A 21,988-nucleotide genomic window follows, 5' to 3' on the forward strand; every position below is an offset into this window, starting at 1 on the left:
GAAATCATGACCACAAACGGCGAACCCTTATCCGTTGTCTGCTTTGGAGATTCCCTGACCTGGGGATTTCGACCCGGTGTGCGTACCCGGTATGGTTTTTCAACGCGCTGGACGAGGGTTCTGCAACAGGAGTTGGGAGATGGCTTCCATGTCATCGAGGAAGGGCTGAACGGACGGACGACCGTGTTCGAGGATCCCGTTCGCGGCGACAAGAACGGCCTTGCCCATCTTGCCACCGTGCGCAAGGCTCACATGCCGATCGATATTCTGGTCATCATGCTCGGCACCAATGACCTCCAATCGCGCTTCAACATGACTGCCGGAACTATCGGCTCGGCCATGAGCAGACTGATCGAGGCCGCCCGAACCGAGAACTTGGCGGATCCGGACAGCCGGGCGCCGAAGGTCCTGCTCATGTCACCGCCGTCGCTGGGCGATTTTACCAACTCACCGCTTGAAGCCATGTATGGCGAGCAAAGCATCGCGGAGTCGAAGAAGCTGAAGGATGTCTATGCGGTCTTGGCCGAACAATATGGCGCCGCCTTTTTCGATGCCGGCTCGGTCGTTCGCGTCAGCAAGATCGATGCCGTCCACTGGGACGAGGACATGCAGGCCCCCTTCGGCAAGGCCGTGGCGGGCGAGGTCCGGAAGCTGATTGGTCAATCCTGACAGATAGGTCCGGCGCAGAATTCAGGTGGCTGCGCCGGATAGATTTTGGCAGGACCGCCCTAGGCTGCCCGGACCTGTGTGAGGAAGGCGTCGATGCCCTCTGCCAGCTCGCGGGCGGAGCGAGCCATCTCCGAAGAGGCCTCGGAGGCCGTGTTGGCCGACGTCTTGGTCTCGTCGGCCGCCGCCTGCACATGGGTCATGTTCTCGACCACCATGCGTGAGCCGCGTGCGATTTCGTTGATGCTCTCGTTGATGTCGCGCGCCTTGCTATTCTGTGTTTCGAGCGACGTGATAACCTGTTCGGTACACGTTTTCACCCGCGACGTCGTCTCCAGAATTTCATTGACCGTCTTGAGCGAATCTGCAGAAGCCGTCTGGATCGTGGAGATCTGAGCGGTCACCTCGATTGCGGCTTTACTGGTCTGGTTGGCCAGCTCCTTGACCTCCGCTGCAACGACTGAAAACCCTTTCCCGTGCTCGCCAGCCCGGGCTGCCTCGATTGTGGCGTTAAGCGCAAGAAGGTTGGTCTGGTCCGCGATGTCCTGGATCAGATTCAGAATGTCACCGATCTTTTGGGTCGCCTCAGTCAGGCCGGAGAACTGGCTGATTGCCGTGGACGCCTTCTTGTCAGCCTCATCGACGAGCGTACCTGCTTCGGAAATGCGGCTCTCGATCTCGACGACTGCACCGGTCAGTTGTTCGGACGCGGACGATGCGACGTTTATGCTGGAAAGGGACTGTTCCATTGCCGCAGAAGTCGAACTCGACTAACGGGTGGTGTTTTCCGCCATGCCGATCAGGCGCTCGGAAATCTCCGATACGTTGGCGGTCGATGCCTCCAGCGGACTGATCAGGTTCGATACCTGCTGGCGGAAGGTGGCGATCAGCTCGCGCAGGTGCCTCTGATGAACCTTTTCCTCTTCGACCTGACGAGCCCGCTCGCTCTCCATTGTCAGCTTGCGTTGGTCGTTCTCCCGGAAAACGGCGACGGCCTTGGCCATGCCGCCGATTTCGTCTGATCGGCCGAGCCCTGGAATTTCTGTTTCCGTGTTGCCATCCGCAAGATGAAGCATGGCATTGGACAGGGAGGTCAGCGGCCCGAGCATTCGCGTCAGCACCAGGGTCAAGACCAGCCCAAGCACCAGGAAGGTACCCACAACGGTCGCATAGGAAATGTTGCGTACCAGGGTTTTCGTCTGCTCGATGCGGTCGGTGTCATAGGCGATCAGGATACGCCCCTTGAGAAAGCGCTTGCCATATTCCTGGTACATCAGAGGGTATTCACCGATCAGCAACCCGTCGCGCTCAATCAGGTTCAGCTTTTCCTCAGAATCGAGCGTGTAGCTGTACTCGGGAGCCATCGCCACGAGATCTTCTGCGGGCTGTTCGGCCTGGCTCATGTGCTCAAAGACGGAGCGGTTTGATTTCTCGATGACCACCCAGGCAAGGTCTGGATTCTGTTTCAGGGCAGAAAATACTGCCTGCGCCAGCAGCTCGTCGGCCTGGTAGACCGCTTCCCCGAGCGGGAGGCTGATGATCTGGACGCTCCGGGCAATTTCCTGACGGAAGTTCTCCTCCAGAGTACCAACCTTGTCCTTTGAGACGACATAGGCTCCGGCGATGAAAAAAGCACACGTGATGATGGTCACGATGCCGGTTATCTTGAATCGTATGCTCTTCCAAATCTGCACTGTAAAATCCCCGCTCATGGTGCCCTTGCGCGAGGAATATTGTCAGTATTACTGAAGGAATTATTACTGAGATTGGCCTGGATGACCAAATTTACGGAATGAGATAAAATATTTCAGAAGTATCGTCTTGGGTATTGCTGATACTTATATGGGATATACATTATAATTATATCCGTATTGGGATGAATTGGTCAGAAGTCGACCGTCAAGCCCTTGATTTCCCAGTCGTCGTAGCGCGTGGGTTCCAGGCCGCCGCGGCCGTTGATTTCTGCCGGCATGGCGTTTTGTTTGTCATCGATCTCGGCGCGTCTGGCCTCGGCTTCCTTCAATGCGCGCTGGGCGGCAGGCGGCAAGTCCTCGAAGCGGCGCTTGGGAGCCTCCTCGATTTCGACCGCAAGCGACGGCGCATCTGCCGCGATCTTGTAGCCGGGCTGGTCGTTGGTCTGTGTCGGAGCCGGGGTGTTGTCCTGATCCGCCATGGCGAGGCATCCTCAAATTCACGCTGGGTCATCGGGTCCTGCTTGCGAAGAGCGCTAGAGGACACCATTTCTATGTCGACATGAGGCTATATAGAGCCTCGCAGTGATTTGCAAAAAGGCCGGAGATCCGGCCGGGATGACGACTTGCGATGAACTATCTTCGTACTGCGATGCTGCTGGCGGCCATGACGGCTCTCTTCATGGGTATCGGCTACATGATTGGCGGACAGAGCGGCATGATGATCGCGCTGATGATTGCGGCCGCCATGAACGTCTTCAGCTATTGGAACTCCGACAAGATGGTCCTGCGCATGCATCACGCGCAGGAGGTGGACGAGCGAAGCGCTCCGGAGCTGTTCCGCATGATCCGGCAGCTTTCGGCCAACGCGGATCTGCCGATGCCGAAAGTCTACATCATCAACAATCCGCAGCCGAACGCCTTTGCGACAGGCCGGAATCCGGAAAATGCTGCCGTTGCCGCAACGACCGGGCTGCTCGACATGCTGACGATGGAAGAAGTCGCGGGCGTGATGGCCCATGAGCTGGCACACATCAAGAACCACGACACGTTGATCATGACGATCACGGCGACGCTGGCTGGTGCGATCTCGATGCTTGGCAACTTTGCCTTCTTCTTTGGCGGGAACCGGGACAACAACAATCCGTTTGGTTTCGTCGGCGTCCTCGTTGCCATGATCGTCGCCCCGATGGCGGCAATGCTGGTTCAGATGGCGATTTCGCGGACTCGCGAATACGCGGCGGACCGGATGGGCGCCGAAATCTGCGGTCAGCCGATGTGGCTTGCCTCTGCCCTCAACAAGATCGCGGGCGGAGTGGAACGCATTCACAACCCGGACGCCGAGCATAATCCGGCGACTGCGCACATGTTCATCATCAACCCGTTGTCGGGCGAGCGCATGGACAACCTGTTCTCGACACACCCGAATACGGCGAACCGGATTGCGGAACTGCAGAAAATGTCGGCCAGCGGAATGGGTAGTGGTACGGGCGGAGGAATGGCAGGCGTAGGGCGGTCTCAGCCGCAGGCAACTGGTCCCTGGGGCCAGACCCGCCAGCCGCAACGTCCCAAGGGTCCCTGGGGGTAAGGACGGGCATGACGCCACGGCAAAAGCAGAAAGCGCTTTGCCGGTGTTCCTCCACGCCTTAGACTGCAATGCATGCGCCGCAGCGTGATCGCTGGCGGCGCTTGCTTTTTTGAAAGACAGACGGATCTCACCCTTGGCCAAGCCGACCCGCCCGCAGCGCGCTCGCAAGAGCGACGACAAGAAGCCTTCGACACATGACAAGCCGGGCTTTGCCGCGCGAAAGGTTGCCGCCGATATTCTTGGCAATGTCACCTACAAGAGGCGCCCGCTCGATCAGGAGCTGGATCTTGTCTCTGGACATGCCGGGTTCAAGGCGCTGGCCGCGAATGACCGCGCGCTGGTGCGAGCTATCCTAGGTGCCTGTCTGCGCCACCGCGGCGAAATTACCGAAATCCTGAACCGTTTGCTGGACCGGAAGATCCCGGAAAAGACCGGACGTGTCCTCGATATCCTGCATGTTGCGATTGGCCAGATGCTCTATCTCGATATTCCGGACCGTGCCGCGGTATCTCTCGCGGTCGATCACGCTGGCGTCGATCGCCGGGCCAAGCCCTACAAGGGGCTGGTCAACGGGGTGCTGCGGCGACTCGGCCGCGAGCGCGACGAAGTCACCGCTGATCTTGACGGCGAACGGCTGAATACGCCCGAGTGGCTTTTCGATAGCTGGAGCGCGGCCTACGGGGAAAATGCTGCGCGCGAGATCGCTAAGGCCCACGCTCAGGAAGCGGCTCTCGACCTCACTGTCAAATCCGACCCGGCGGCCTGGGCCGGAAAGCTTGAAGGTGAAGTCGTTGGCGCCGGCACCGTGCGGCTTTCCCGCAAGGGCGCCATCGAAACCCTTGACGGCTTTCAGGACGGGGAGTGGTGGGTCCAGGACGCCGCCGCTTCCTTGCCTGCGCGCCTTTTGGGTGACCTTTCCGGCAAACGTGTTGCCGATCTTTGTGCCGCGCCCGGTGGCAAGACAGCGCAGCTCGCTGCGGCGGGAGGTGAGGTCACCGCGGTTGACATCTCCAAAGGGCGCCTGAAGCGCGTTGATGAGAACCTGAAGCGCCTTGGCCTGACAGCCGACGTTGTTGCCGCCGATATTCGCGAATGGGAGCCGAAAGATACTTTCGACGCGATCCTCCTGGATGCACCATGTTCGGCAACGGGCACGATCCGGCGTCATCCCGATGTTCCCTGGCTGAAACAGCTCTACGATGTCGAGACGCTGTCGAAGATCCAGGCTGAACTTCTGCGCCGCACCTTTGACTGGCTGAAGCCCGGCGGCATTCTGGTCTACTGCACCTGTTCGCTCGAGCGTGCCGAGGGCGAAGCCCAGATCGAGGCTTTCCTGAAGGAGACCCAGCGGGCGGAGCTGGTTCCGGTCACGGCCGAGGAAATCGGAGGGCTGTCAAGGTCCGTCACGGGTGAGGGATACCTGCGCACGCTGCCATGCCATCCAGCCAATGCCGAGGGAACTGCCTCTGGCCTCGACGGCTTTTTCGCTGCGCGGTTGCGACGAATTTAACGACGCATAAACCGTTATTCGACGATTGTAGCAAGGAAATACTAACCTTAACGGTATCTTGCCGTTCGACCGAAAGGACATCGTCATCCCTGTCGCTGCCGACATAACAGGCGGATTGGAACCGTGAGCATGGGTCTTGCGTCCGAAAGAGGGCGTATCTGGCGTCTTGTCGCATCCCATGTCTGGTACAAGACCCTGAAGTGGTTACACGGTGGACCGCTGTTCCGGCTGCGTCCGCAGCCGGGTGCGCCTGCGCGCCTGCTGATCGCGCCGCAGGACCTGCGCACGGCAGACGAAACGAATGCGGCAGACATCTACGGCGGACGGTTCCTTTTCTCCGGTCATCTTGTCGAGACACGCGGCGAGTCGCCTTTCGAGCTTGAGGGTCAAAACCCGGACTGGCTGAGAGAACTGCATGGTTTCGGCTGGCTGAGAGACCTGCGGGCATCGGACAGCCACCTGTCGCGGCAGAATGCTCGTGCGCTTGTCGACGACTGGATCAAGCATTGCGGCCGTTGGCATCCGGTTGGCTGGGAAGCATCCGTGATCACGCGCCGGGTCATGTCCTGGCTGGCACACTCTCCGTTCATTCTCGAAGACGGGGATCACGATTTCTACAATCGGGTACTGAGGTCCCTCTCCCGGCAGGTGAGGTACCTCCGGCGCACGATCAACGAGACCCACGACGGTGTCGAACGCTTGCAAGCGGCGCTGGCGATTGCAGCGGCATGCGTTTCCATGTCGGGGCAGGGGCGTTTTGCGCGGCAGAGCATCCGGCGACTGGACCAGGAACTGACTCGCCAGATCCTGACCGATGGCGGCCATGTATCGCGCAATCCGCGTGCCATCATCGAAATCCTGTCCGATCTCTTGCCCGTTCGTCAGGCGTTCATTTCCCAGGGACTGGAACTGCCTCAGGCGATGCAGCAGTCGGTGGACCGCATGATGCCTATGATGCGCTTCTTCCGTCATGGCGACGGGGCGTTCGCGCACTTCAACGGCATGGGGTCGACACCCAACGACCTGGTAGCGACCATTCTTGCCTACGACGATGCGCGCGGAGCACCGCCGACCAATGTGCCCCACACCGGCTACCAACGCCTTGTCGGTGGAAGTTCCGTCCTGATCATGGATACCGGAGCGCCTCCGCCGCTCGCACTCAGCGAAGATGCCCATGCCGGCTGCCTCTCCTTCGAGTTTTCCTCGGCGCTTAATCGTATCGTCGTCAATTGTGGCGTGTCGGGCCGGTCCAACGAGATGTGGCGGAAGGTCAGCCGCTCGACCGCTGCTCATTCGACGGCAACGCTGGAAGACACGTCTTCCTGCCGCTTCCTAGCCGACAAGCCATTCGGCAAGTGGCTCGGTTCGCCGGTCATTTCCGGACCCAAGGCAGTACCGGTCGAGCGTGACGACGATGCGACCGGCACGCGTGTGACGGCGTCCCACGACGGTTACAAGGCTCAATTCGGTATCGTTCATACACGCGATGTCAGACTGTCCGGTGACGGAACGGTCCTCGATGGCATCGATACCTTCGTGCAGGAAGCGCGAGGCTCGGAGCATGGCGATCTCTACACCATCCGCTTCCATCTGCACCCGTCGGTCAAGCCGTCCCTATTGCGTGGCGGCACTGCGATCCTGCTGGTCTGCCGCGACGGCGAGGCCTGGGAGTTCGACGCTCCAGGTTCGGAACTGGCGCTTGAGGAATCCATCTATCTTTCGGATGTTTATGGTCACCGCAAGACCATGCAGATCACCCTTTACGGCCGTGTTGCCGACAGTCAGACCGCATCCTGGCAGTTTCGCAGGGCTGCATTGGCGAAGCTGAGCCGACGCGGTACCAGCGAGTTTGACGAGTTGCCTCATGCACTGGAGCTCCCGCTCGAACCGACGGGGGAACCCTCTGAAACTCCGGTTGAACAGGAATTGCCCGGGAATCCGCCCGAAGCGGCGCCAGTCCAGACTGCAGAACAGTCGGGCGAGATGGATTCGGTAGAAGGTTTCGAGGACCCGGAAACCAAGTCATAAACCTTCCTCGGTTCTTTGCCGTCGTGGCTTTCGATTTTCCCGCATTCGTGCTAGGGCGACGCCGATCTCCCCGGACCCTCCCAATTGCGAGGAAATTCAGATGGCCATCGTGTCCAAGAGCGTACCCGTACCCCCGCTCGTTCCCGTCAAGCGCGCCCTTCTCTCCGTATTCGACAAGACTGGTCTTGTCGACTTTGCCAAGGCGCTATCCGAGCGCGGTGTCGAGCTTGTCTCGACCGGCGGTTCCTACAAGGCTCTGAAGGATGCTGGCCTGAGCGTTCTCGACATTTCCGAAGTCACGAACTTCCCGGAAATCATGGATGGACGCGTGAAGACGCTGCATCCGAGCGTTCACGGTGGTCTCCTGTCGATCCGCGATGATGCGGACCACCAGTCAGCGATGGCCGAACACGGCATCACCGGCATCGACCTGTTCTGCGGCAATCTCTATCCGTTCGAGGATGTGGTCGCCAAGGGTGCCGACTATGCGACCGGTATCGAGAACATCGACATCGGCGGTCCGGCAATGACCCGCGCGGCGGCCAAGAACCACGCCTATGTTACGGTCGTCACCGATCCTGCCGATTATGCGGATGTCATCGCGGCGCTCGATGCCAACGGTGGTCAGTCGCCTATCGATCTGCGCAAGAAGCTGGCGCTGAAAGCCTTTGCCCGCACAGCAGCCTATGACGCCGCCGTCTCCAACTGGATGGCAGATCAGCTTGATGAAGCGACCCCGGCACACCGCGCCGTCGGCGGCGCTTTGGCCGAAGTCATGCGCTACGGCGAGAACCCGCATCAGACCGCGGGCTTCTACAAGACCGGCGAAAACCGTCCGGGCGTCGCAACGGCGCGACAGGTTCAGGGCAAGACCCTGTCCTACAACAACATCAACGATACGGACGCAGCGTTCGAACTGGTCAGCGAGTTCGATCCCGCCCGTACGTCTGCGGTTGCGATCATCAAGCACGCCAATCCTTGCGGCGTCGCCGAGGGCAAGAGCCTCAAGGAGGCCTATGAGTTGGCGCTACGCTGCGATCCGGTCTCTGCATTCGGTGGAATTGTCGCGCTGAACCAGAAACTTGATGCGGCTGCCGCGGAAGAGATCGTGAAGATCTTCACCGAGGTGATCATCGCCCCGGATGCCGACGAGGCAGCCATGGAAATCATCGCGGCGAAGAAGAACCTGCGCCTGCTCCTGACCGGCGGTCTTGCCGATGCACGCGCCAAGGGTCTCTTCGTGAAGTCGGTTGCCGGTGGTCTTCTGGTCCAGTCCCGCGACAACGGTGTTGTCGACGATCTCGATCTGAAGGTCGTGACGAAGCGGGCTCCGAGCGAACAGGAACTCAATGACCTCAAGTTCGCCTTCCGCGTTGCCAAGCACGTCAAGTCGAACGCGATCGTATACGCAAAGGATGGTGCGACCGTTGGCGTTGGCGCCGGCCAGATGAGCCGTGTCGACAGTGCGCGCATTGCCGCCCGCAAGGCACTTGATGCAACGGAAGCGGCCGGTCTTGCCGAGGCGCTGACCAAGGGCTGCGTTGTTGCCTCCGACGCCTTCTTCCCGTTCGCGGACGGCCTTCTGTCTGCCGCCGAAGCCGGCGCGACGGCTGTCATCCAGCCAGGCGGTTCCATGCGTGATGACGAGGTGATTGCCGCTGCTGACGAAGCGGGCCTTGCCATGGTCATGACCGGCATGCGTCACTTCCGTCACTAAACGGATCACAATCTGAAACCAAAGGCCGCCGCAGGCATCTGCGGCGGCCTTTTTTATCGGACTCGCGTAAGCAGCAACCCGCCGACCCCAAAGAAGACGAGGATCGCCGACATGCCTGCAGCCTGGCTTCCGGTCGCGAGCGTGACGAGGCTGACAGTCAAGGGGGCCAGGAAGCTCGTGACTTTTCCTGACAAGGCCAGCAGCCCGAAGAACTGGGACATCTGCTCGCGCGGGGCCAGCTGGATCAGCATGCTCCGGCTCGCGGCTTGAAGCGGGCCCGCTGCGACACCGATCAGGCCGCCCAGGACGAGGAAGACCCGTTCGGGCAGGGATGTGAACAGCCCTGCACCGTCCGAAGGCGGTGTGTTGACCACGAAAAAGACCGTATCCCGGTCGATGGAAATCAGGCCTATGCCGCAGATCATGAGCAGGCCGAGTGCGCCGAGAAGCACTGCCTTCGGTCCGAAACGATCATCGAGGCGGCCACCTATGACGGCGCCAAGCGTGCCGGTGATGGTCAACAGGATGCCGAAGGAGCCGATCTGGATCGACCCCCAGCCAAGCTGGCCTGCTGCGTAGATGCCGCCAAATGCAAACAGCGCTACCAGACCATCCTTGTAGGTCATGTTGGCGAGCAGAAAGATCAACAGTTGCCTGTGCTTGCGGGCATTGCGCAGGCTTTCGGCGAGATTTTTAAGGCCTTGCCGGATTGCTGGTGCGAGGTTCGATCGCTTGGGGCTATCCGGAGTGAACAGGAACAGCGGCAGGACAAAGACCAGATACCAGATGGCCGAGAAGGGACCCGATGCCCTGTCACCCTCGCGGGTGCCGGCATCGAGGCCGAAGATCGGCTCGGTTCCGAGCAGCGTCCGGCCGGTTTCCGGGTTCGCGGCCATGAAGCCAAGGATCAGAACGAGGCTGACAAGACCACCGGCATACCCGGCGGCCCAGCCAGTTCCGCTGAGGCGCCCGATCCGGTTCGGTGGCACAAGGTCCGGCATCATGGCGTTGTTGAAGACCGTCGCGAATTCGATCCCAAGCGTCGCGATGGCGAAGGCGGTGAGTGCCAGGGGTATCGCCGCTGACGATCCCGGTTCAGCGTACCAGAGTACCCAGCAGGCGATCAGGAAGGGAACTGAAAAGGCGAGGATCCAGGGCTTGCGGTGGCCCGTTGCATCCGCCACTGCGCCCAGCACCGGGGCGAGAAACGCGATCATCAGGCCTGCGGCGGCCGTCGCGTAACCCCAAAGCGTCTGCCCCTCCGCCGGAGTGTCCGCGAGTGCCGAGGCGAAATAGGGAGCGAAGACGAAGGTGGTTATCAGCGTGAAGAAGGGCTGGGCAGCCCAATCGAAAAGCGCCCAAGAGGCGATGGCAAGGCGGGAGGCAGGCGGCTGCAAGGAGAACCCTCTCGGAGCTGGCCCCGGGGCATCTGGGGCAATGCCGACACTACAGCCTGAAAGCAGCGCCCGGGACAAGCCCGGGCGCCGTAAATCCAGATCGGAAATGCTCTAGCGAGCAACTTCCGCCAAGAGGCTTGCGGCCACCGAGAACTTGGAGACCGACAGGTCACCTTCCAGGATCTCGTTGACGGTCCGTGTTGTGCGCGAAACGGCCTGCTCATGGGTCGACAGCCAGTCCGCAAAGGATCCGGCGGCAATCGCCTGGGCGGTCAGACTGCGGTGAGCCGCTGCGAGGATCGAACGGGCGCGGTCGAGGGCCAGGCCATCGTAGTAGTCCGCAATCGACAGGTCGCGAGCCAGAGCATCCATAGCACCAATGCGGAAGTGGGCAGCGACCTCGAAGAAAGCCTTGGCCGTGTCATCGAGTTTCGCGCCGCTTTCCTCGGCGACCATGACGATGTCTGGAATCGTTGCCTCGACCGGGAGCCAGCCGATTCGCTCTGCCAGTTCCTCCGGAACCTTGTTGTCCGCATAGTAGCGGGTCTGTCGATCCAGTTCCTCTGCCTGTGCTTCGCTGACGAGCGACTTCATCTGCCTGCGTAGATCCTTGATCCCGGTTCCAAAGCGCTCGACAACGTCGGAAATGCCCTTGGCAAAAGAGACATTGCGCTTGAACCAGATCACCTGCTCGATCAAGAGATCCTGAACGATGGTGTAAAGTTCGAGCTGGACCTTGCCGTCGATTACGTTGTCGAGCCGGTCGATCTCGGTGTTGAGATCGGTCATGTCGAAGCTGTTGCGGACAGCCACGAAGCTCTGGGCGATCTCGGCCGGTGTTGCGCCGGTCTGGTCGATCAGGCGCGTCAGGAATGTCGAGCCGCCGCGATTGACCATGGAGTTCGCCAGCATCGTGGCGATGATTTCACGCCGCAGCCGGTGAGACGTGATCTCTTCGGCATAGTCGCTGGCCATTTTCTCAGGGAAATACCGGAACAATTCACGGGCGAGATAGGTGTCGTCCGGAACCGTGCTTGCCAGCAGGTCGTCGAACAGCGTGATCTTCGCATAGGCAAGGAGAACGCCGAGTTCGGCACGGGTCAGGCACTGTCCGGCCTTGGCCATCTCCGCCAGCATTGCTTCATCCGGCAAATGCTCGACAACGCGGTCCAGAAGTCCGGCCTGTTCCAACTGGCGCATCATGCGGACCTGGTAGCCGAAGTCCTCGGCACCCTTTCGCTCGGTCATCGAGATGGCGAGTGTCTGCAGATAGTTGTTGCGCAGAACCAGTTCAGCGACTTCATCGGTCATTTCGGCGAGCAGTTCATTGCGTGATGCAATGTCGAGCTTGCCCGATTTCACCGCGGCTCCGAGGGCGATCTTGATGTTCACCTCCATGTCGGAGGAATTCACGCCGGCGGAGTTGTCGATGGCGTCGGAGTTGCAGCGCCCACCGCTCTTGTGGAACTCGATGCGCGCCCTCTGCGTCAGGCCGAGGTTTGCCCCTTCGCCGACCACCTTTGCACCGACTTCAGGCGCGGTGATGCGGATCGGGTCGTTCGCACGGTCGCCGGCATCCGCGTCGGTTTCCGTGGTCGCGCGGATATAGGTGCCGATGCCGCCGAACCAGAGCAGGTCGACATTCATGCGCAAGATGGCCGTCATGACCTCCTGCGGTGTGGCCTGTTTGCGCGGAAGATTCAGCATGGACTGGATTTCCGGCGTCAGGGTGATGGATTTCGCGGAGCGAGGGAAGATTCCGCCGCCCTTGGAAATCAGGGACGCGTCATAATCCTTCCACGACGAACGGCCCATGTCGAACAGCCGCTTGCGCTCCGTCCATGTCGTTGCCGGGTCCGGATCGGGATCAATGAAGATATCGCGGTGGTCGAATGCGGCGAGCAGCTTCGTGGTCTTGGACAGAAGCATGCCATTGCCGAAGACATCGCCTGACATGTCGCCCACACCGGCAGCGGTGAAGGTCTCTGTCTGGATGTCCTTGTTCATTTCGCGGAAGTGGCGCTTGACCGCTTCCCACGCACCGCGGGCAGTGATGCCCATCTTCTTGTGGTCGTAACCGGCCGAGCCGCCCGAGGCGAAGGCATCGCCCAGCCAGAAGCCGCGTCCTTCGGAAATGCCATTGGCGGTATCTGAGAAGGTTGCCGTGCCCTTGTCGGCGGCAACCACAAGATAAGGATCATCCTTGTCGTAGCGCTGAACGTTCTGCGGTGGCCGTACTTCGTCGTCGACAAGATTGTCGGTGACATCGAGCAGGGCGTTGATGAACACCTTGTAGCTCTCCGTGCCTTCCTGCAGCCAGGCCTCGCGGTCGCTCATGTCCGGCAGTTGCTTGGGAACGAAACCGCCCTTTGCGCCCACCGGAACGATCACGGCGTTCTTGACCTGCTGTGCCTTCACGAGGCCGAGGACTTCGGTTCGGAAGTCCTGAGGCCTGTCCGACCAGCGCAAGCCGCCGCGGGCAACCATGCCGAAACGCAGGTGCACGCCCTCAACGCGGGGGCTGTAGACGAAGATTTCACGGAATGGCCGGGGCCGGGGCAGGTCTTCGATCTTCCCGGAATCGATCTTGAAGGCAAAGGTCTGCTTCGGCTGACCATTGCTGTCCATCTGGAAGAAGTTGGTCCGCAGAACGGAGTCGATGGCATTCTGGAACCGGCGCAGGATGCGGTCATCATCGAGACTGGTCACAGTGTCGAGCATGGCCGTCAGTTCGCTCTCGACGCGCGCAGTTCCGAGTGTCCGGTCCGAGTTGAGAGCAGCGGGCAAGAAGCGCAGGTGGAACAGGTTCACCAACTTTTGGGTGATTTCCGGATAATTGTTGAGCGTTCCCCACATGTAGTCTTCGGAGAAGCGGATACCGGCCTGGCGCAAGTACTTCGACAGCGCACGCACGACCGCGATGTCGCGCCATGCGAGGCCTGCCGAAAGGACGAGGGCATTATAGCCGTCGTTCTCGGCACGGCCTGTCCAGATCGCCATGAAAATGCTTTCCAGACGGTCGCGCAGGTCTCCGTCGATGTCGATCTCGCCGCCCTTGCTGGCTTCGAGTGTCATCTCGTGAAGATAGGAAATCGGCGCGTCTGTCGGCGTCAGTCGATACGTCCGCTCGTTGATGACCTTGAAGCCCATGTTTTCAAGCAGAGGAACGCGGGCCGACAGGGGGATCGGGTCGTCTCGATGGAATACCTTCAGCGCAATGCGGCTATTGTCGTTTCCGGTGCCGCGGAAGAACGAGATCGCCGTCTGACGCTGGTCCGACAGTGTTTCGATCTTCATGACGTCGGTCAGGGCGGTCTCTGCGTTGTAGACCTCCTTGTATCCGCCGTGGAAGGCGAGCGCATACCGATCGGCCAATTGGCGGGCTTTCACCGGGTCGAACTTTGCCCGCAGGGCGTCCCGGAGGCTGTCGGGCCAGTTGCGCACCATGGTGGTGACCGCCTGCTCGAGTTCCTCGCGGTCCACACGCGGTGTTTCGCCCTTGTCGCGGCCGACAATGAAGTGGACACGCGCAAGCGGGCCTTCCGGATAGGTTACGTACCAGGCCGACAGGCGGCCTTCGAACACCGTCGCGAAATAGGTGCCGATGTTCAGGCGGACCTCCGTGGTGTAGCGGTCACGCGGAACGAAGCACAGGATCGAGACATACCGGTCGAACTTGTCGGCTCGTGCCAGCACGCGAATTCGCGGCCGTTCATCGAGCTGCAGGATGGTCATCGCAAAATCGAAGAGTGTGGCGCGGTCGATCTGGAACAATTCGTCCCGAGGGAAACTCTCCATGACGTTGATCAGGGCGCGACCTGAGTGGCTGTCGGGATCATACCCGGCCTTGGCCAGAACGCTGCCGACCTTGCGGCGCAGGAACGGGATCGTGCTGGTCGGCTCGGTGTAGGCGGTCGAGGTGAACAGGCCGACGATGCGCAGCTCGCCGCTCAGATTGCCATCGTCGTCGAAGAGCTTCGCGCCGATGTATTCCATGTGAACCCGCCGGTGGACGCGGCTCTTCACGTTGGCCTTTGAAATGATCAAGGGATCGGGCTTGGACAGGAAATCCCGGATTTCATCGGTAACCTGGATGTATTCCGAGCCGCGGCGGAAAACGCGGGCCTCAGGGTCCGTCAGGAGGCCAAGACCGGTTCCCGGTGCGGGGGACAGCGACGCCGTCTGCGGGTCACCATTGAAGGTGTACTCGCACATTCCCAGGAAGATGAAATTCTCGTTCGCCATCCATTCAAGGAAGTGAATGGCCTCCCAAAGGTCATCTCCGCCGGCAGTTTGCTGGGCGGTCTTGTAGGTATTGATGGCACCGACCAGCCGTTTGTGCATCGGCTTCCAGTCGTGTACGGCCGAGCGAACATCGCCGAGTACCGCATCCAGCCGGCTCTCGAGCTCGGCACGGGCTTCCGGCGTATCGATCCGGCTGACGTGGATATGGATGAGGCTTTCCTGATCGTCTTCCCGCGGGGCTCCCTTCTTCTTGCCGCTGGCGGAAATCAGTTTGCCGTTGGAATCGCGTTCGACGTTGAAGATCGGGTGAAGGACGAGGTGGACCTCCAGGCGACTGTCCTGAAGCTCGGCCATGACCGAGTCTACCAGGAACGGCATGTTGTCGTTGACGACCTCGACCACCGTCAGTTCGGAGACCTTGCCGCCACTGGCCTCGAACTCGGGGTTCGCGACCGAGACCCTGTGCGTTCCCTTCGGGTGTAGCTTGAAATCGGAATAGGCATAGCGGGCAAAGCCGATCAGTTCATCTTCCGTGTATGTCACCAGGTCTTCTGCTGCACCGCGCAGATAGAATTCCCGTGTGAAATCCGCGAATGCCTGATCGTCACCTTTCAGCTTTTCGAAAAGTGCCTCGATGAGTCCTGCTTTTGCAACGTCTCTGCTATCTGGCATTTCCAACCCTTTCGAACCCGTGTTCCACGGTTTTCGGGCATGCTACCCTGAGATCGTGAAGGGAAAGCTTACGTTATAGAGTGGATGGGAAAATAAATGACGCAAGGTGAAATCACAGCATTGAAGCTCGATGCGGCCGAGACCATCAGTGCCGATACGCAGAGATATTTCGATATTTGCCAGGAAAAGCTCGGGCTGGTGCCGAATGTACTGAAGGCCTACGCTTTCGACGACAAGAAGCTGCGCGCGTTTACGGATATGTACAACGACCTGATGTTGGCCGAGAGTACGCTCAGCAAACTCGACCGGGAGATGATCGCGGTTGCTGTTTCGTCCGTAAATCACTGTTTTTATTGCCTGACTGCTCATGGGGCCGCTGTTCGCGACTTGTCAGGGGATCCGGTGCTCGGTGAGATGATGGTCATGAACTACAGGGTTGCAGATCTCACCGCCCAGCAACGTGCCATGCTCGACTTCGCTGTCAAATTGACAGAAAAGCCCGCCGAAATCGTCGAAGGGGACCGTCAAGCCTTGCGGGATGCGGGTTTTTCCGACCGGGACATCTGGGACATCGCGTCCGTTGCCGCGTTCTTCAACATGACGAACCGGGTTGCGGCGGCAACCGACATGCGGCCCAATCATGAGTATCACTCAATGGCCCGTTGAGTTTGCAACGCTTGTAAGTGAGTGACTTTTTCGACATTTGGGTGTAGGAAGCTCGGGTTTTCCATGAGCTTGACGGAGAGGAGCGGGGACGATGGTCGCGCGCGTATTTATTGATGGCGAAGCAGGTACGACGGGTTTGCAGATCCGCGAGCGCCTCGTCACGCGCCGTGATGTCGAGCTCCTGTCCATTGCAGACCATCTGCGCAAGGATCCGGCCGCCAAGGCGGACGTGCTGAATTCTGCCGATGCCGTCATCCTTTGCCTGCCGGACGATGCGGCGCGCGAGAGTGTTTCACTGATTTCCAACGCGAGCACGCGGGTGATCGACGCCTCTACAGCTCATCGCGTCAGCGAGGGCTGGGAATACGGTTTTGCCGAAATGGACAAGGACCAGGCGGAGAAGATCTCTGCGGCGACGCGCGTTGCCAATCCCGGTTGCTGGCCGCAAGGTGTAATCGCAGTGCTGCGCCCTCTCGTGACTGCTGGTCTTTTGCCTGCAGATTTTGGTGTGACAGTGAACGGCGTCTCCGGTTATTCCGGCGGCGGCAAGTCGATGATCGAGGCTTACGAGGCCGAGGGCGACAAGGCGAATGTCTTCAAGCCCTATGGTTTGAATTTTGACCACAAGCACCTGCCGGAAATGAAGCGTTATTCGAAGCTTGCCTCCGAACCGCTTTTCGTACCGGCCGTCGGCAGCTTCTACCAGGGTATGCTGACAGCCGTGCCTCTGGCTTTGTCCGGGTTGAACAAGGTTCCGACCGGGGCCGAGCTTCATGCCGCCATTGCGGACCATTTCGCAGGCACCTCCGGCGGTTTCGTCGAAGTTGCGCCGCTTGATGATCTTGCGAACGCCGGAAAGATCAACCCGCAGTCCTTCAATGGTACGAACAGCATGCGCCTGCATGTCTTTGCCAATGACGCTCGGGCCCAGGCGGTTCTGATCGCGACCTATGACAATCTGGGCAAGGGTGCCTCTGGCGCCGCCGTCCAGAACCTCAATCTGATGCTTGGCGTCGACCAGACGACCAGCCTTGCGGCCTGAGCCGCCAGAACAACGATAAGACAGAGAACTCTGGAGTAATCGCCTTGGACAAGTTCGAAACGCTCACCGGTGTCGCCGCTCCGCTGCCGATCATCAACATCGACACGGACATGATCATTCCGAAGCAGTACCTGAAGACGATCAAGCGCACCGGTCTTGGCACCGCCCTCTTCTCCGAGATGCGTTACAACGAAGACGGCAGCGACAATCCGGATTTCGTTCTGAACCAGCCGGCTTACAAGGGCGCCACGATCCTCGTCGCGGGCGACAATTTCGGTTGCGGTTCGTCCCGTGAACACGCTCCGTGGGCCCTGCTCGATTTCGGCATCCGCTGCGTGATTTCCACGTCCTTTGCCGACATCTTCTACAACAACTGCTTCAAGAATGGCATTCTGCCGATCCAGGTATCCGAAGAGAACCTGGAAAAGCTGATGGACGATGCCTCGCGCGGCTCCAATTCGACCCTGACCGTCGATCTCGTCTCCCAGACGATCAAAGGCCCGGACGGAGGCGAGATCTCCTTCGAAATCGACCCGTTCCGCAAGCATTGCCTGCTGAACGGCCTGGACGATATCGGCCTGACCATGGAAAAGGCGCCGAAGATCGATACCTACGAGACAAAGACCGCCGCAAGCCGTCCCTGGGCCTGAGCGGTTCACCAGTATCTGTGTTTTTGAAAGGCCGGGCACGTCGCCCGGCCTTTTCATTTTGCTGTCCGGCATTGAGCGGACAAAACTTCGTCACAAACGCTTGATGAAAGTTTGGCTGAATTTGCCATCACTTGTGCTTAAGTGCAGGTCATGGCCAATGCATCCGAAATTCTAGCGCTATACGCGCCCTGGACAGACCGCCGCGGCGTGCTGTCGATCCCGCGTCTGTTGGTTTTCCTTGCACTGCTTGCACCGTCTGTCGCGCTCGTATGGGATCTGGCGTTCGGCCCGATCCGCCCAGAGCCCTTCGAGCAGGCGCTGCATGAAAGCGGCGAATGGGCCGTGCGGTTCCTGTTGGTGTCACTGGCGATAACACCGCTGCGAAACATCTTCCGTTTGAACCGTTTAGTCGGCTACCGCCGGATGATCGGGGTCAGCGTGCTCGGCTACGGTCTTTTCCACCTTGGCCTTTACATGGCGCAGGAAAATTGGGACCCGGCCAAGATCGTTTCGGAAATCGCCTTGAGGTTCTATTTGACCATCGGGTTTGTAGGCTTGATCGGATTGGTGATTCTCGGTGCGACGTCTTTCGACAGTGCGATCCGCAAGCTCGGCCCGAACTGGAACCGGCTGCACGCGCTTGTCTATCCGATCGCCGTGCTCGCGCTCTGGCACCATTTTCTGCAGTCGAAGTCAGACGTCACCTTGCCGACGTTGATGGCGGGGTTGTTCGCTCTCTTGATGATCTACCGGATTGCGAAGCGTTTCCGTCTCGACCTGGCTAGTCCCTTGTTGCTTATCGCTTGCGCCATCCTCGGGGCGGCAGCAACCGCCGGGGTAGAATACGCCTGGTACTCGCTGGCCACCGGGATACCGGCTGAGCTTGTCTTCAAGGCCAACTTCGATGTGGCGACAAGCCTTCGCCCGACTGTCTGGGTGGGAATTGCGGGGCTCGGCGTGGCCCTGTTGTCCGCTGCACAACATGGCTATTCACGGGTGGTTGGCCGGGCCGCGCGTGCCTGACCGCTTAAGCTTCAGGAACCCGCCGGTCCGCGCAGGCTACTCGCAACCGCCAGTCGTTCCAGTTCCTCCAGGCGATCTCCGATAGGAGCCAGTGCGCTGACCGTCAGCTTGTAACGGTTGGCATGAGCCTCGAATAGGCGCTGGGCGAGTTCCGGATATTCCTGGATCATGCGCTTGAAGAGGGCGCGGCGGATACGGATGACCCTCACAGCTCCGACGGCGACGGCCCTGCAAGGACGTGTCGTATCGACAAGCATCGACATTTCACCGAGAAGGGTGCCGGTCGGCACTACGTCAAGTTCCTCAAAGCCATCTTCACCGCGGCGCTGCAAGCTGACCTTGCCCTCGGCAATGACCATACCGCCGTCGGCCCGCTCTCCTTCATCGAACAGGGTCATACCGCTTCGGTAATCCATGCTCTCGGCGCTGAAGGCAAGCAGGCGCAACTGATCGTCGGCGAAATCGGTCAGCATCGGGATCTGCTGCAGAATCGCTATGTCTTGGGCAAGGCTCATGCCTCTGATTTAGGCCCAACTAGCCTCAGGGCACAAGCTTGTATCCACCGGCTTCTGTAACGAGCAGCTCTGCGTTGGACGGATCTCGCTCGATTTTCTGCCGCAGGCGATAAATGTGGGTTTCAAGCGTATGGGTGGTGACGCCGGAATTGTAGCCCCACACTTCATGAAGAAGGATGTCTCGGGTAACGGGTTTTTCGCCGGCGCGATACAGGAACTTCAGGATAGAGGTTTCCTTCTCGGTCAGGCGCACCTTGCCGCCGTTATCGTCCTGCATGACCTTTGCGGCCGGACGGAATGAATAGCGGCCGATGGAGAACGTTGCGTCTTCGCTCTGTTCATGCTGGCGCAGATGCGCACGGATACGGGCAAGCAGCACGGCAAACTTGAACGGCTTGGTGACGTAATCATTCGCGCCAGCTTCGAGGCCAAGGATCGTGTCGCTGTCGCCGTCGTGGCCAGTGAGCATGATGATCGGTGCCTTGAAGCCGTTCTTGCGCAGAAGCTTCACCGCCTCGCGGCCATCGATATCCGGCAAGCCGACATCCATGAGAAGCAGGTCGATGCGATCGTCCTTGGCAAGGGCGATGCCATTGGCCGCCGAGTCTGCCTGGATCGTCTCGAATTCGTCGTATAGCGCCAATTGTTCCACAAGCGCTTCGCGCAATTCGGTGTCGTCATCGACAATCAGGATGGTGCGGGCGGTCATCTGTTGCTCCTCGCTTGGCTCCCGGCCTTAGCTCTGATCTCTTCAACCTGCGCCTTGCAGGATGACGTCTACATGGGGGTGTCGTCACATTTGTGCGAGCGAAATATTGGCCAAACAAGCGGTTTCGCGTCAATTGTTGTTCACGCGGGGTTTATGGGCGGTTTATCAAGGCCTTGGAATTTCTGTCAGTGTTGGAGATGACGTTGCCGGGGCAAACAGGAAAATCAGCGAAATACCTTGAAGTTCGGCGCTCTGTTGTCGACAGGACAAAGGGATACCTGACTTTCGGTGCAATCACGGTTCCGTGTGCATTGGGCCGATCCGGCATCACGGCTCGCAAGCGAGAAGGTGACGGCGCGACGCCTTCGGGTACGTATGAACTCCTGAATGTCTACTATCGTGCCGATCGCGGCCTACGGCCCAGGGTCGATTTGCCGGTCGAGGCCTTGGTTCCGAGCGACGGCTGGTGCGACGATCCTGGTCACAGGCGCTATAATCGGCCGGTCGACCTGCCGTTCTGCGCAAGCCATGAAAAGATGTGGCGCGAGGACAAGCTCTACGACATCGTCGTAGTCCTTGACTGCAACATGCATCCACCCGTTCGAGGCAAGGGCAGTGCCATCTTCTTCCACATTGCCCGGGAAGGCTATTCGCCGACAGAAGGGTGCGTGGCCGTCGCGCCGGAGCATATGCGGCTTATCTTGTCGCGGGTTCGGCCAGGGGTGCGGATGCGAATTCACCGGTCTTGAGGCAGCGGCGCATCATATTTTTCCCGCGACAGGGCACCAACCTGCTATCGAGAGCGTTGGGTATGAATATCGGTAATTCGGGTTAGGGAAAGACCATGCGCTGGAAGGGACGTCAGGGAAGCAGCAATGTGGACGACCGCCGCTCGCGGCAGGTCTCGGGACGCTCCATGCGGCTGCCTGTCGGGCGCAAAACCCGCGCAGGTGGCGGGCTTGGCCTGGTCGGCGTCGTCGTTGTGCTTGGCATCTCGTGGCTTACGGGCATAAATCCGATGGCGCTGCTCGGCGCGCTGGAAGGCGGTGCCGGTGGACCTGTCTACGAGACGTCGGCCCCGGTCCGAACATCCGCAAAGGATGATGAGCTTGCGCAGTTCGTCTCCGTCATCCTTGCAGATACCGAGAACACCTGGACGCAGCTGCTACGCGATTACTCGTTCGACTATCCGGAGCCGACGCTCGTCCTGTTCTCGAATTCCGTGCCGTCTGCCTGTGGTCATGCAAGCTCGGCTACGGGACCGTTCTATTGCGGTGCCGACAGCAAGATCTACATCGACCTCTCGTTCTATCGTCAGTTGGCGAGCCAGATGAATGCGCCCGGCGACTTCGCTCAGGCCTATGTTCTGGCCCATGAAGTCGGGCATCACCTGCAAAATGTTCTCGGCGTCCTGCCGGAGTTCCAAAAGGTTCGCCGGGGCATGAGCAAGGCGGACGCAAATGCTCTTTCGGTCAGGGTCGAGCTGCAGGCCGACTGCTACGCCGGGATCTGGGCGCATTTTGCCGCCCGCCAACGCGGTTTCGTGGAAGATGGTGACATCGAAGAGGCGCTGAACGCGGCCAGCCGCATCGGTGACGACACCCTGCAGATGGAAGCTCAGGGCTATGTCGTTCCCGAGAGCTTCAACCACGGAACATCAGCGCAGCGGGCTCGTTGGTTCCGCGCCGGTTTCAAGAGCGGCGACCTTCGAACCTGCGATACGTTCAATGCGGCACAGCTTTAACGCTGAGGCCATCTGATGTCGTTGAAATACTGGTAATTCGTCAAGGTTTCCGCCATATAGAGGCAGAAGCGCGCCTTGTTGCGGGCGCGCACGGCTTTTCAACCCCATTCAACTGAAGCGAACAC

At 59.8% G+C, this 21,988-nt stretch carries 18 protein-coding genes; 11 read left to right on the forward strand and 7 right to left on the reverse strand.

The window, feature by feature from the left end:
- Positions 1–6: 6 nt before the first annotated feature.
- Positions 7–669, forward strand: coding sequence for an SGNH/GDSL hydrolase family protein (locus tag ACN0SY_RS12305; RefSeq protein ID WP_417687428.1), 663 nt, complete (start codon positions 7–9; stop codon positions 667–669).
- 59 nt (positions 670–728) lie between these two features.
- Here ACN0SY_RS12305 and ACN0SY_RS12310 read toward each other — a convergent pair whose 3' ends face one another.
- The 3 genes from ACN0SY_RS12310 to ACN0SY_RS12320 all read right to left on the reverse strand — a co-directional run bounded on the left by ACN0SY_RS12310 (position 729) and on the right by ACN0SY_RS12320 (position 2,839).
- Complete coding sequence (locus ACN0SY_RS12310) at positions 729–1,415, reverse strand: methyl-accepting chemotaxis protein (RefSeq protein WP_417687429.1); 687 nt, start codon at positions 1,413–1,415, stop codon at positions 729–731.
- A gap of 21 nt (positions 1,416–1,436) precedes the next feature.
- Complete coding sequence (locus ACN0SY_RS12315; protein WP_417687430.1) at positions 1,437–2,318, reverse strand: HAMP domain-containing protein; 882 nt, start codon at positions 2,316–2,318, stop codon at positions 1,437–1,439.
- A gap of 233 nt (positions 2,319–2,551) precedes the next feature.
- Positions 2,552–2,839 carry a DUF1674 domain-containing protein gene (locus ACN0SY_RS12320; protein WP_417687431.1) on the reverse strand — a complete coding sequence of 96 codons (288 nt, stop codon included), beginning with the start codon at positions 2,837–2,839 and terminating at the stop codon, positions 2,552–2,554.
- 149 nt (positions 2,840–2,988) lie between these two features.
- Here ACN0SY_RS12320 and htpX point away from each other — a divergent pair, with 149 nt between their 5' ends.
- From htpX to purH, 4 genes are all read left to right on the forward strand, one after another.
- Positions 2,989–3,945, forward strand: coding sequence for a zinc metalloprotease HtpX (gene htpX / locus ACN0SY_RS12325; protein ID WP_417687432.1), 957 nt, complete (start codon positions 2,989–2,991; stop codon positions 3,943–3,945).
- A 133-nt stretch (positions 3,946–4,078) separates the two neighbouring features.
- Positions 4,079–5,455, forward strand: coding sequence for a 16S rRNA (cytosine(967)-C(5))-methyltransferase RsmB (gene rsmB, locus ACN0SY_RS12330; protein WP_417687433.1), 1,377 nt, complete (start codon positions 4,079–4,081; stop codon positions 5,453–5,455).
- 129 nt (positions 5,456–5,584) lie between these two features.
- Entirely contained in the window at positions 5,585–7,483 is a 1,899-nt protein-coding gene (locus ACN0SY_RS12335) for a heparinase II/III family protein (protein ID WP_417687434.1), read from the forward strand.
- A gap of 100 nt (positions 7,484–7,583) precedes the next feature.
- Positions 7,584–9,200 (forward strand): bifunctional phosphoribosylaminoimidazolecarboxamide formyltransferase/IMP cyclohydrolase, encoded by a 1,617-nt coding sequence (gene purH / locus ACN0SY_RS12340; protein ID WP_417687435.1) that lies wholly within the window; start codon positions 7,584–7,586, stop codon positions 9,198–9,200.
- Positions 9,201–9,253: 53 nt separating this feature from the next.
- Here the strand turns inward: purH and ACN0SY_RS12345 are convergent, their stop codons facing one another.
- Complete coding sequence (locus ACN0SY_RS12345; protein WP_417687437.1) at positions 9,254–10,597, reverse strand: MFS transporter; 1,344 nt, start codon at positions 10,595–10,597, stop codon at positions 9,254–9,256.
- 111 nt (positions 10,598–10,708) lie between these two features.
- Positions 10,709–15,514 (reverse strand): NAD-glutamate dehydrogenase, encoded by a 4,806-nt coding sequence (locus ACN0SY_RS12350; protein WP_417687439.1) that lies wholly within the window; start codon positions 15,512–15,514, stop codon positions 10,709–10,711.
- Between the two features lie 96 nt (positions 15,515–15,610).
- Here ACN0SY_RS12350 and ACN0SY_RS12355 point away from each other — a divergent pair, with 96 nt between their 5' ends.
- The 4 genes from ACN0SY_RS12355 (at position 15,611) to ACN0SY_RS12370 (ending at position 18,895) form a co-directional block, all read left to right on the forward strand.
- Complete coding sequence (locus ACN0SY_RS12355; protein WP_417687441.1) at positions 15,611–16,180, forward strand: peroxidase-related enzyme; 570 nt, start codon at positions 15,611–15,613, stop codon at positions 16,178–16,180.
- Between the two features lie 91 nt (positions 16,181–16,271).
- Positions 16,272–17,222 (forward strand): N-acetyl-gamma-glutamyl-phosphate reductase, encoded by a 951-nt coding sequence (gene argC, locus ACN0SY_RS12360; RefSeq protein ID WP_417687443.1) that lies wholly within the window; start codon positions 16,272–16,274, stop codon positions 17,220–17,222.
- A 44-nt stretch (positions 17,223–17,266) separates the two neighbouring features.
- On the forward strand, positions 17,267–17,872 hold the full coding sequence (gene leuD / locus ACN0SY_RS12365) for a 3-isopropylmalate dehydratase small subunit (RefSeq protein ID WP_417687445.1): 606 nt from the start codon (positions 17,267–17,269) through the stop codon (positions 17,870–17,872).
- Positions 17,873–18,022: 150 nt separating this feature from the next.
- The gene (locus ACN0SY_RS12370) at positions 18,023–18,895 is read left to right on the forward strand and encodes a sulfite oxidase heme-binding subunit YedZ (protein WP_417687447.1); all 873 of its coding nucleotides are present in this window, start codon (positions 18,023–18,025) and stop codon (positions 18,893–18,895) included.
- 11 nt (positions 18,896–18,906) lie between these two features.
- On the opposite strand, the gene ACN0SY_RS12375 is transcribed toward ACN0SY_RS12370, so the two are convergent.
- Positions 18,907–19,410, reverse strand: a complete 504-nt coding sequence (locus tag ACN0SY_RS12375; RefSeq protein WP_417687449.1) for a Crp/Fnr family transcriptional regulator — start codon at positions 19,408–19,410, stop codon at positions 18,907–18,909.
- A 25-nt stretch (positions 19,411–19,435) separates the two neighbouring features.
- Positions 19,436–20,119 carry a response regulator transcription factor gene (locus ACN0SY_RS12380; protein WP_417687451.1) on the reverse strand — a complete coding sequence of 228 codons (684 nt, stop codon included), beginning with the start codon at positions 20,117–20,119 and terminating at the stop codon, positions 19,436–19,438.
- A gap of 197 nt (positions 20,120–20,316) precedes the next feature.
- On the opposite strand from ACN0SY_RS12380, the gene ACN0SY_RS12385 reads away from it, so the two are divergent.
- Both ACN0SY_RS12385 and ACN0SY_RS12390 read left to right on the forward strand, forming a co-directional pair.
- Positions 20,317–20,868 carry a L,D-transpeptidase family protein gene (locus tag ACN0SY_RS12385; protein WP_417687929.1) on the forward strand — a complete coding sequence of 184 codons (552 nt, stop codon included), beginning with the start codon at positions 20,317–20,319 and terminating at the stop codon, positions 20,866–20,868.
- Between the two features lie 95 nt (positions 20,869–20,963).
- On the forward strand, positions 20,964–21,863 hold the full coding sequence (locus ACN0SY_RS12390) for a neutral zinc metallopeptidase (protein ID WP_417687453.1): 900 nt from the start codon (positions 20,964–20,966) through the stop codon (positions 21,861–21,863).
- Positions 21,864–21,988 lie beyond the last annotated feature (125 nt).

Source organism: Roseibium sp. (assembly GCF_048261595.1).
Classification (GTDB): Bacteria; Pseudomonadota; Alphaproteobacteria; order Rhizobiales; family Stappiaceae; genus Roseibium.

Coding starts and splice junctions, on each gene's coding strand:
- ACN0SY_RS12305 (WP_417687428.1), top strand. CDS start 7: ATGACCACAAACGGCGAACCCTTATCCGTTGTCTGCTTTGGAGATTCC.
- ACN0SY_RS12310 (WP_417687429.1), bottom strand. CDS start 1,415: ATGGAACAGTCCCTTTCCAGCATAAACGTCGCATCGTCCGCGTCCGAA.
- ACN0SY_RS12320 (WP_417687431.1), bottom strand. CDS start 2,839: ATGGCGGATCAGGACAACACCCCGGCTCCGACACAGACCAACGACCAG.
- htpX (WP_417687432.1), top strand. CDS start 2,989: ATGAACTATCTTCGTACTGCGATGCTGCTGGCGGCCATGACGGCTCTC.
- ACN0SY_RS12335 (WP_417687434.1), top strand. CDS start 5,585: ATGGGTCTTGCGTCCGAAAGAGGGCGTATCTGGCGTCTTGTCGCATCC.
- purH (WP_417687435.1), top strand. CDS start 7,584: ATGGCCATCGTGTCCAAGAGCGTACCCGTACCCCCGCTCGTTCCCGTC.
- ACN0SY_RS12350 (WP_417687439.1), bottom strand. CDS start 15,514: ATGCCAGATAGCAGAGACGTTGCAAAAGCAGGACTCATCGAGGCACTT.
- ACN0SY_RS12355 (WP_417687441.1), top strand. CDS start 15,611: ATGACGCAAGGTGAAATCACAGCATTGAAGCTCGATGCGGCCGAGACC.
- argC (WP_417687443.1), top strand. CDS start 16,272: ATGGTCGCGCGCGTATTTATTGATGGCGAAGCAGGTACGACGGGTTTG.
- ACN0SY_RS12370 (WP_417687447.1), top strand. CDS start 18,023: ATGGCCAATGCATCCGAAATTCTAGCGCTATACGCGCCCTGGACAGAC.
- ACN0SY_RS12375 (WP_417687449.1), bottom strand. CDS start 19,410: ATGAGCCTTGCCCAAGACATAGCGATTCTGCAGCAGATCCCGATGCTG.
- ACN0SY_RS12380 (WP_417687451.1), bottom strand. CDS start 20,119: ATGACCGCCCGCACCATCCTGATTGTCGATGACGACACCGAATTGCGC.
- ACN0SY_RS12385 (WP_417687929.1), top strand. CDS start 20,317: ATGACGTTGCCGGGGCAAACAGGAAAATCAGCGAAATACCTTGAAGTT.
- ACN0SY_RS12390 (WP_417687453.1), top strand. CDS start 20,964: ATGCGCTGGAAGGGACGTCAGGGAAGCAGCAATGTGGACGACCGCCGC.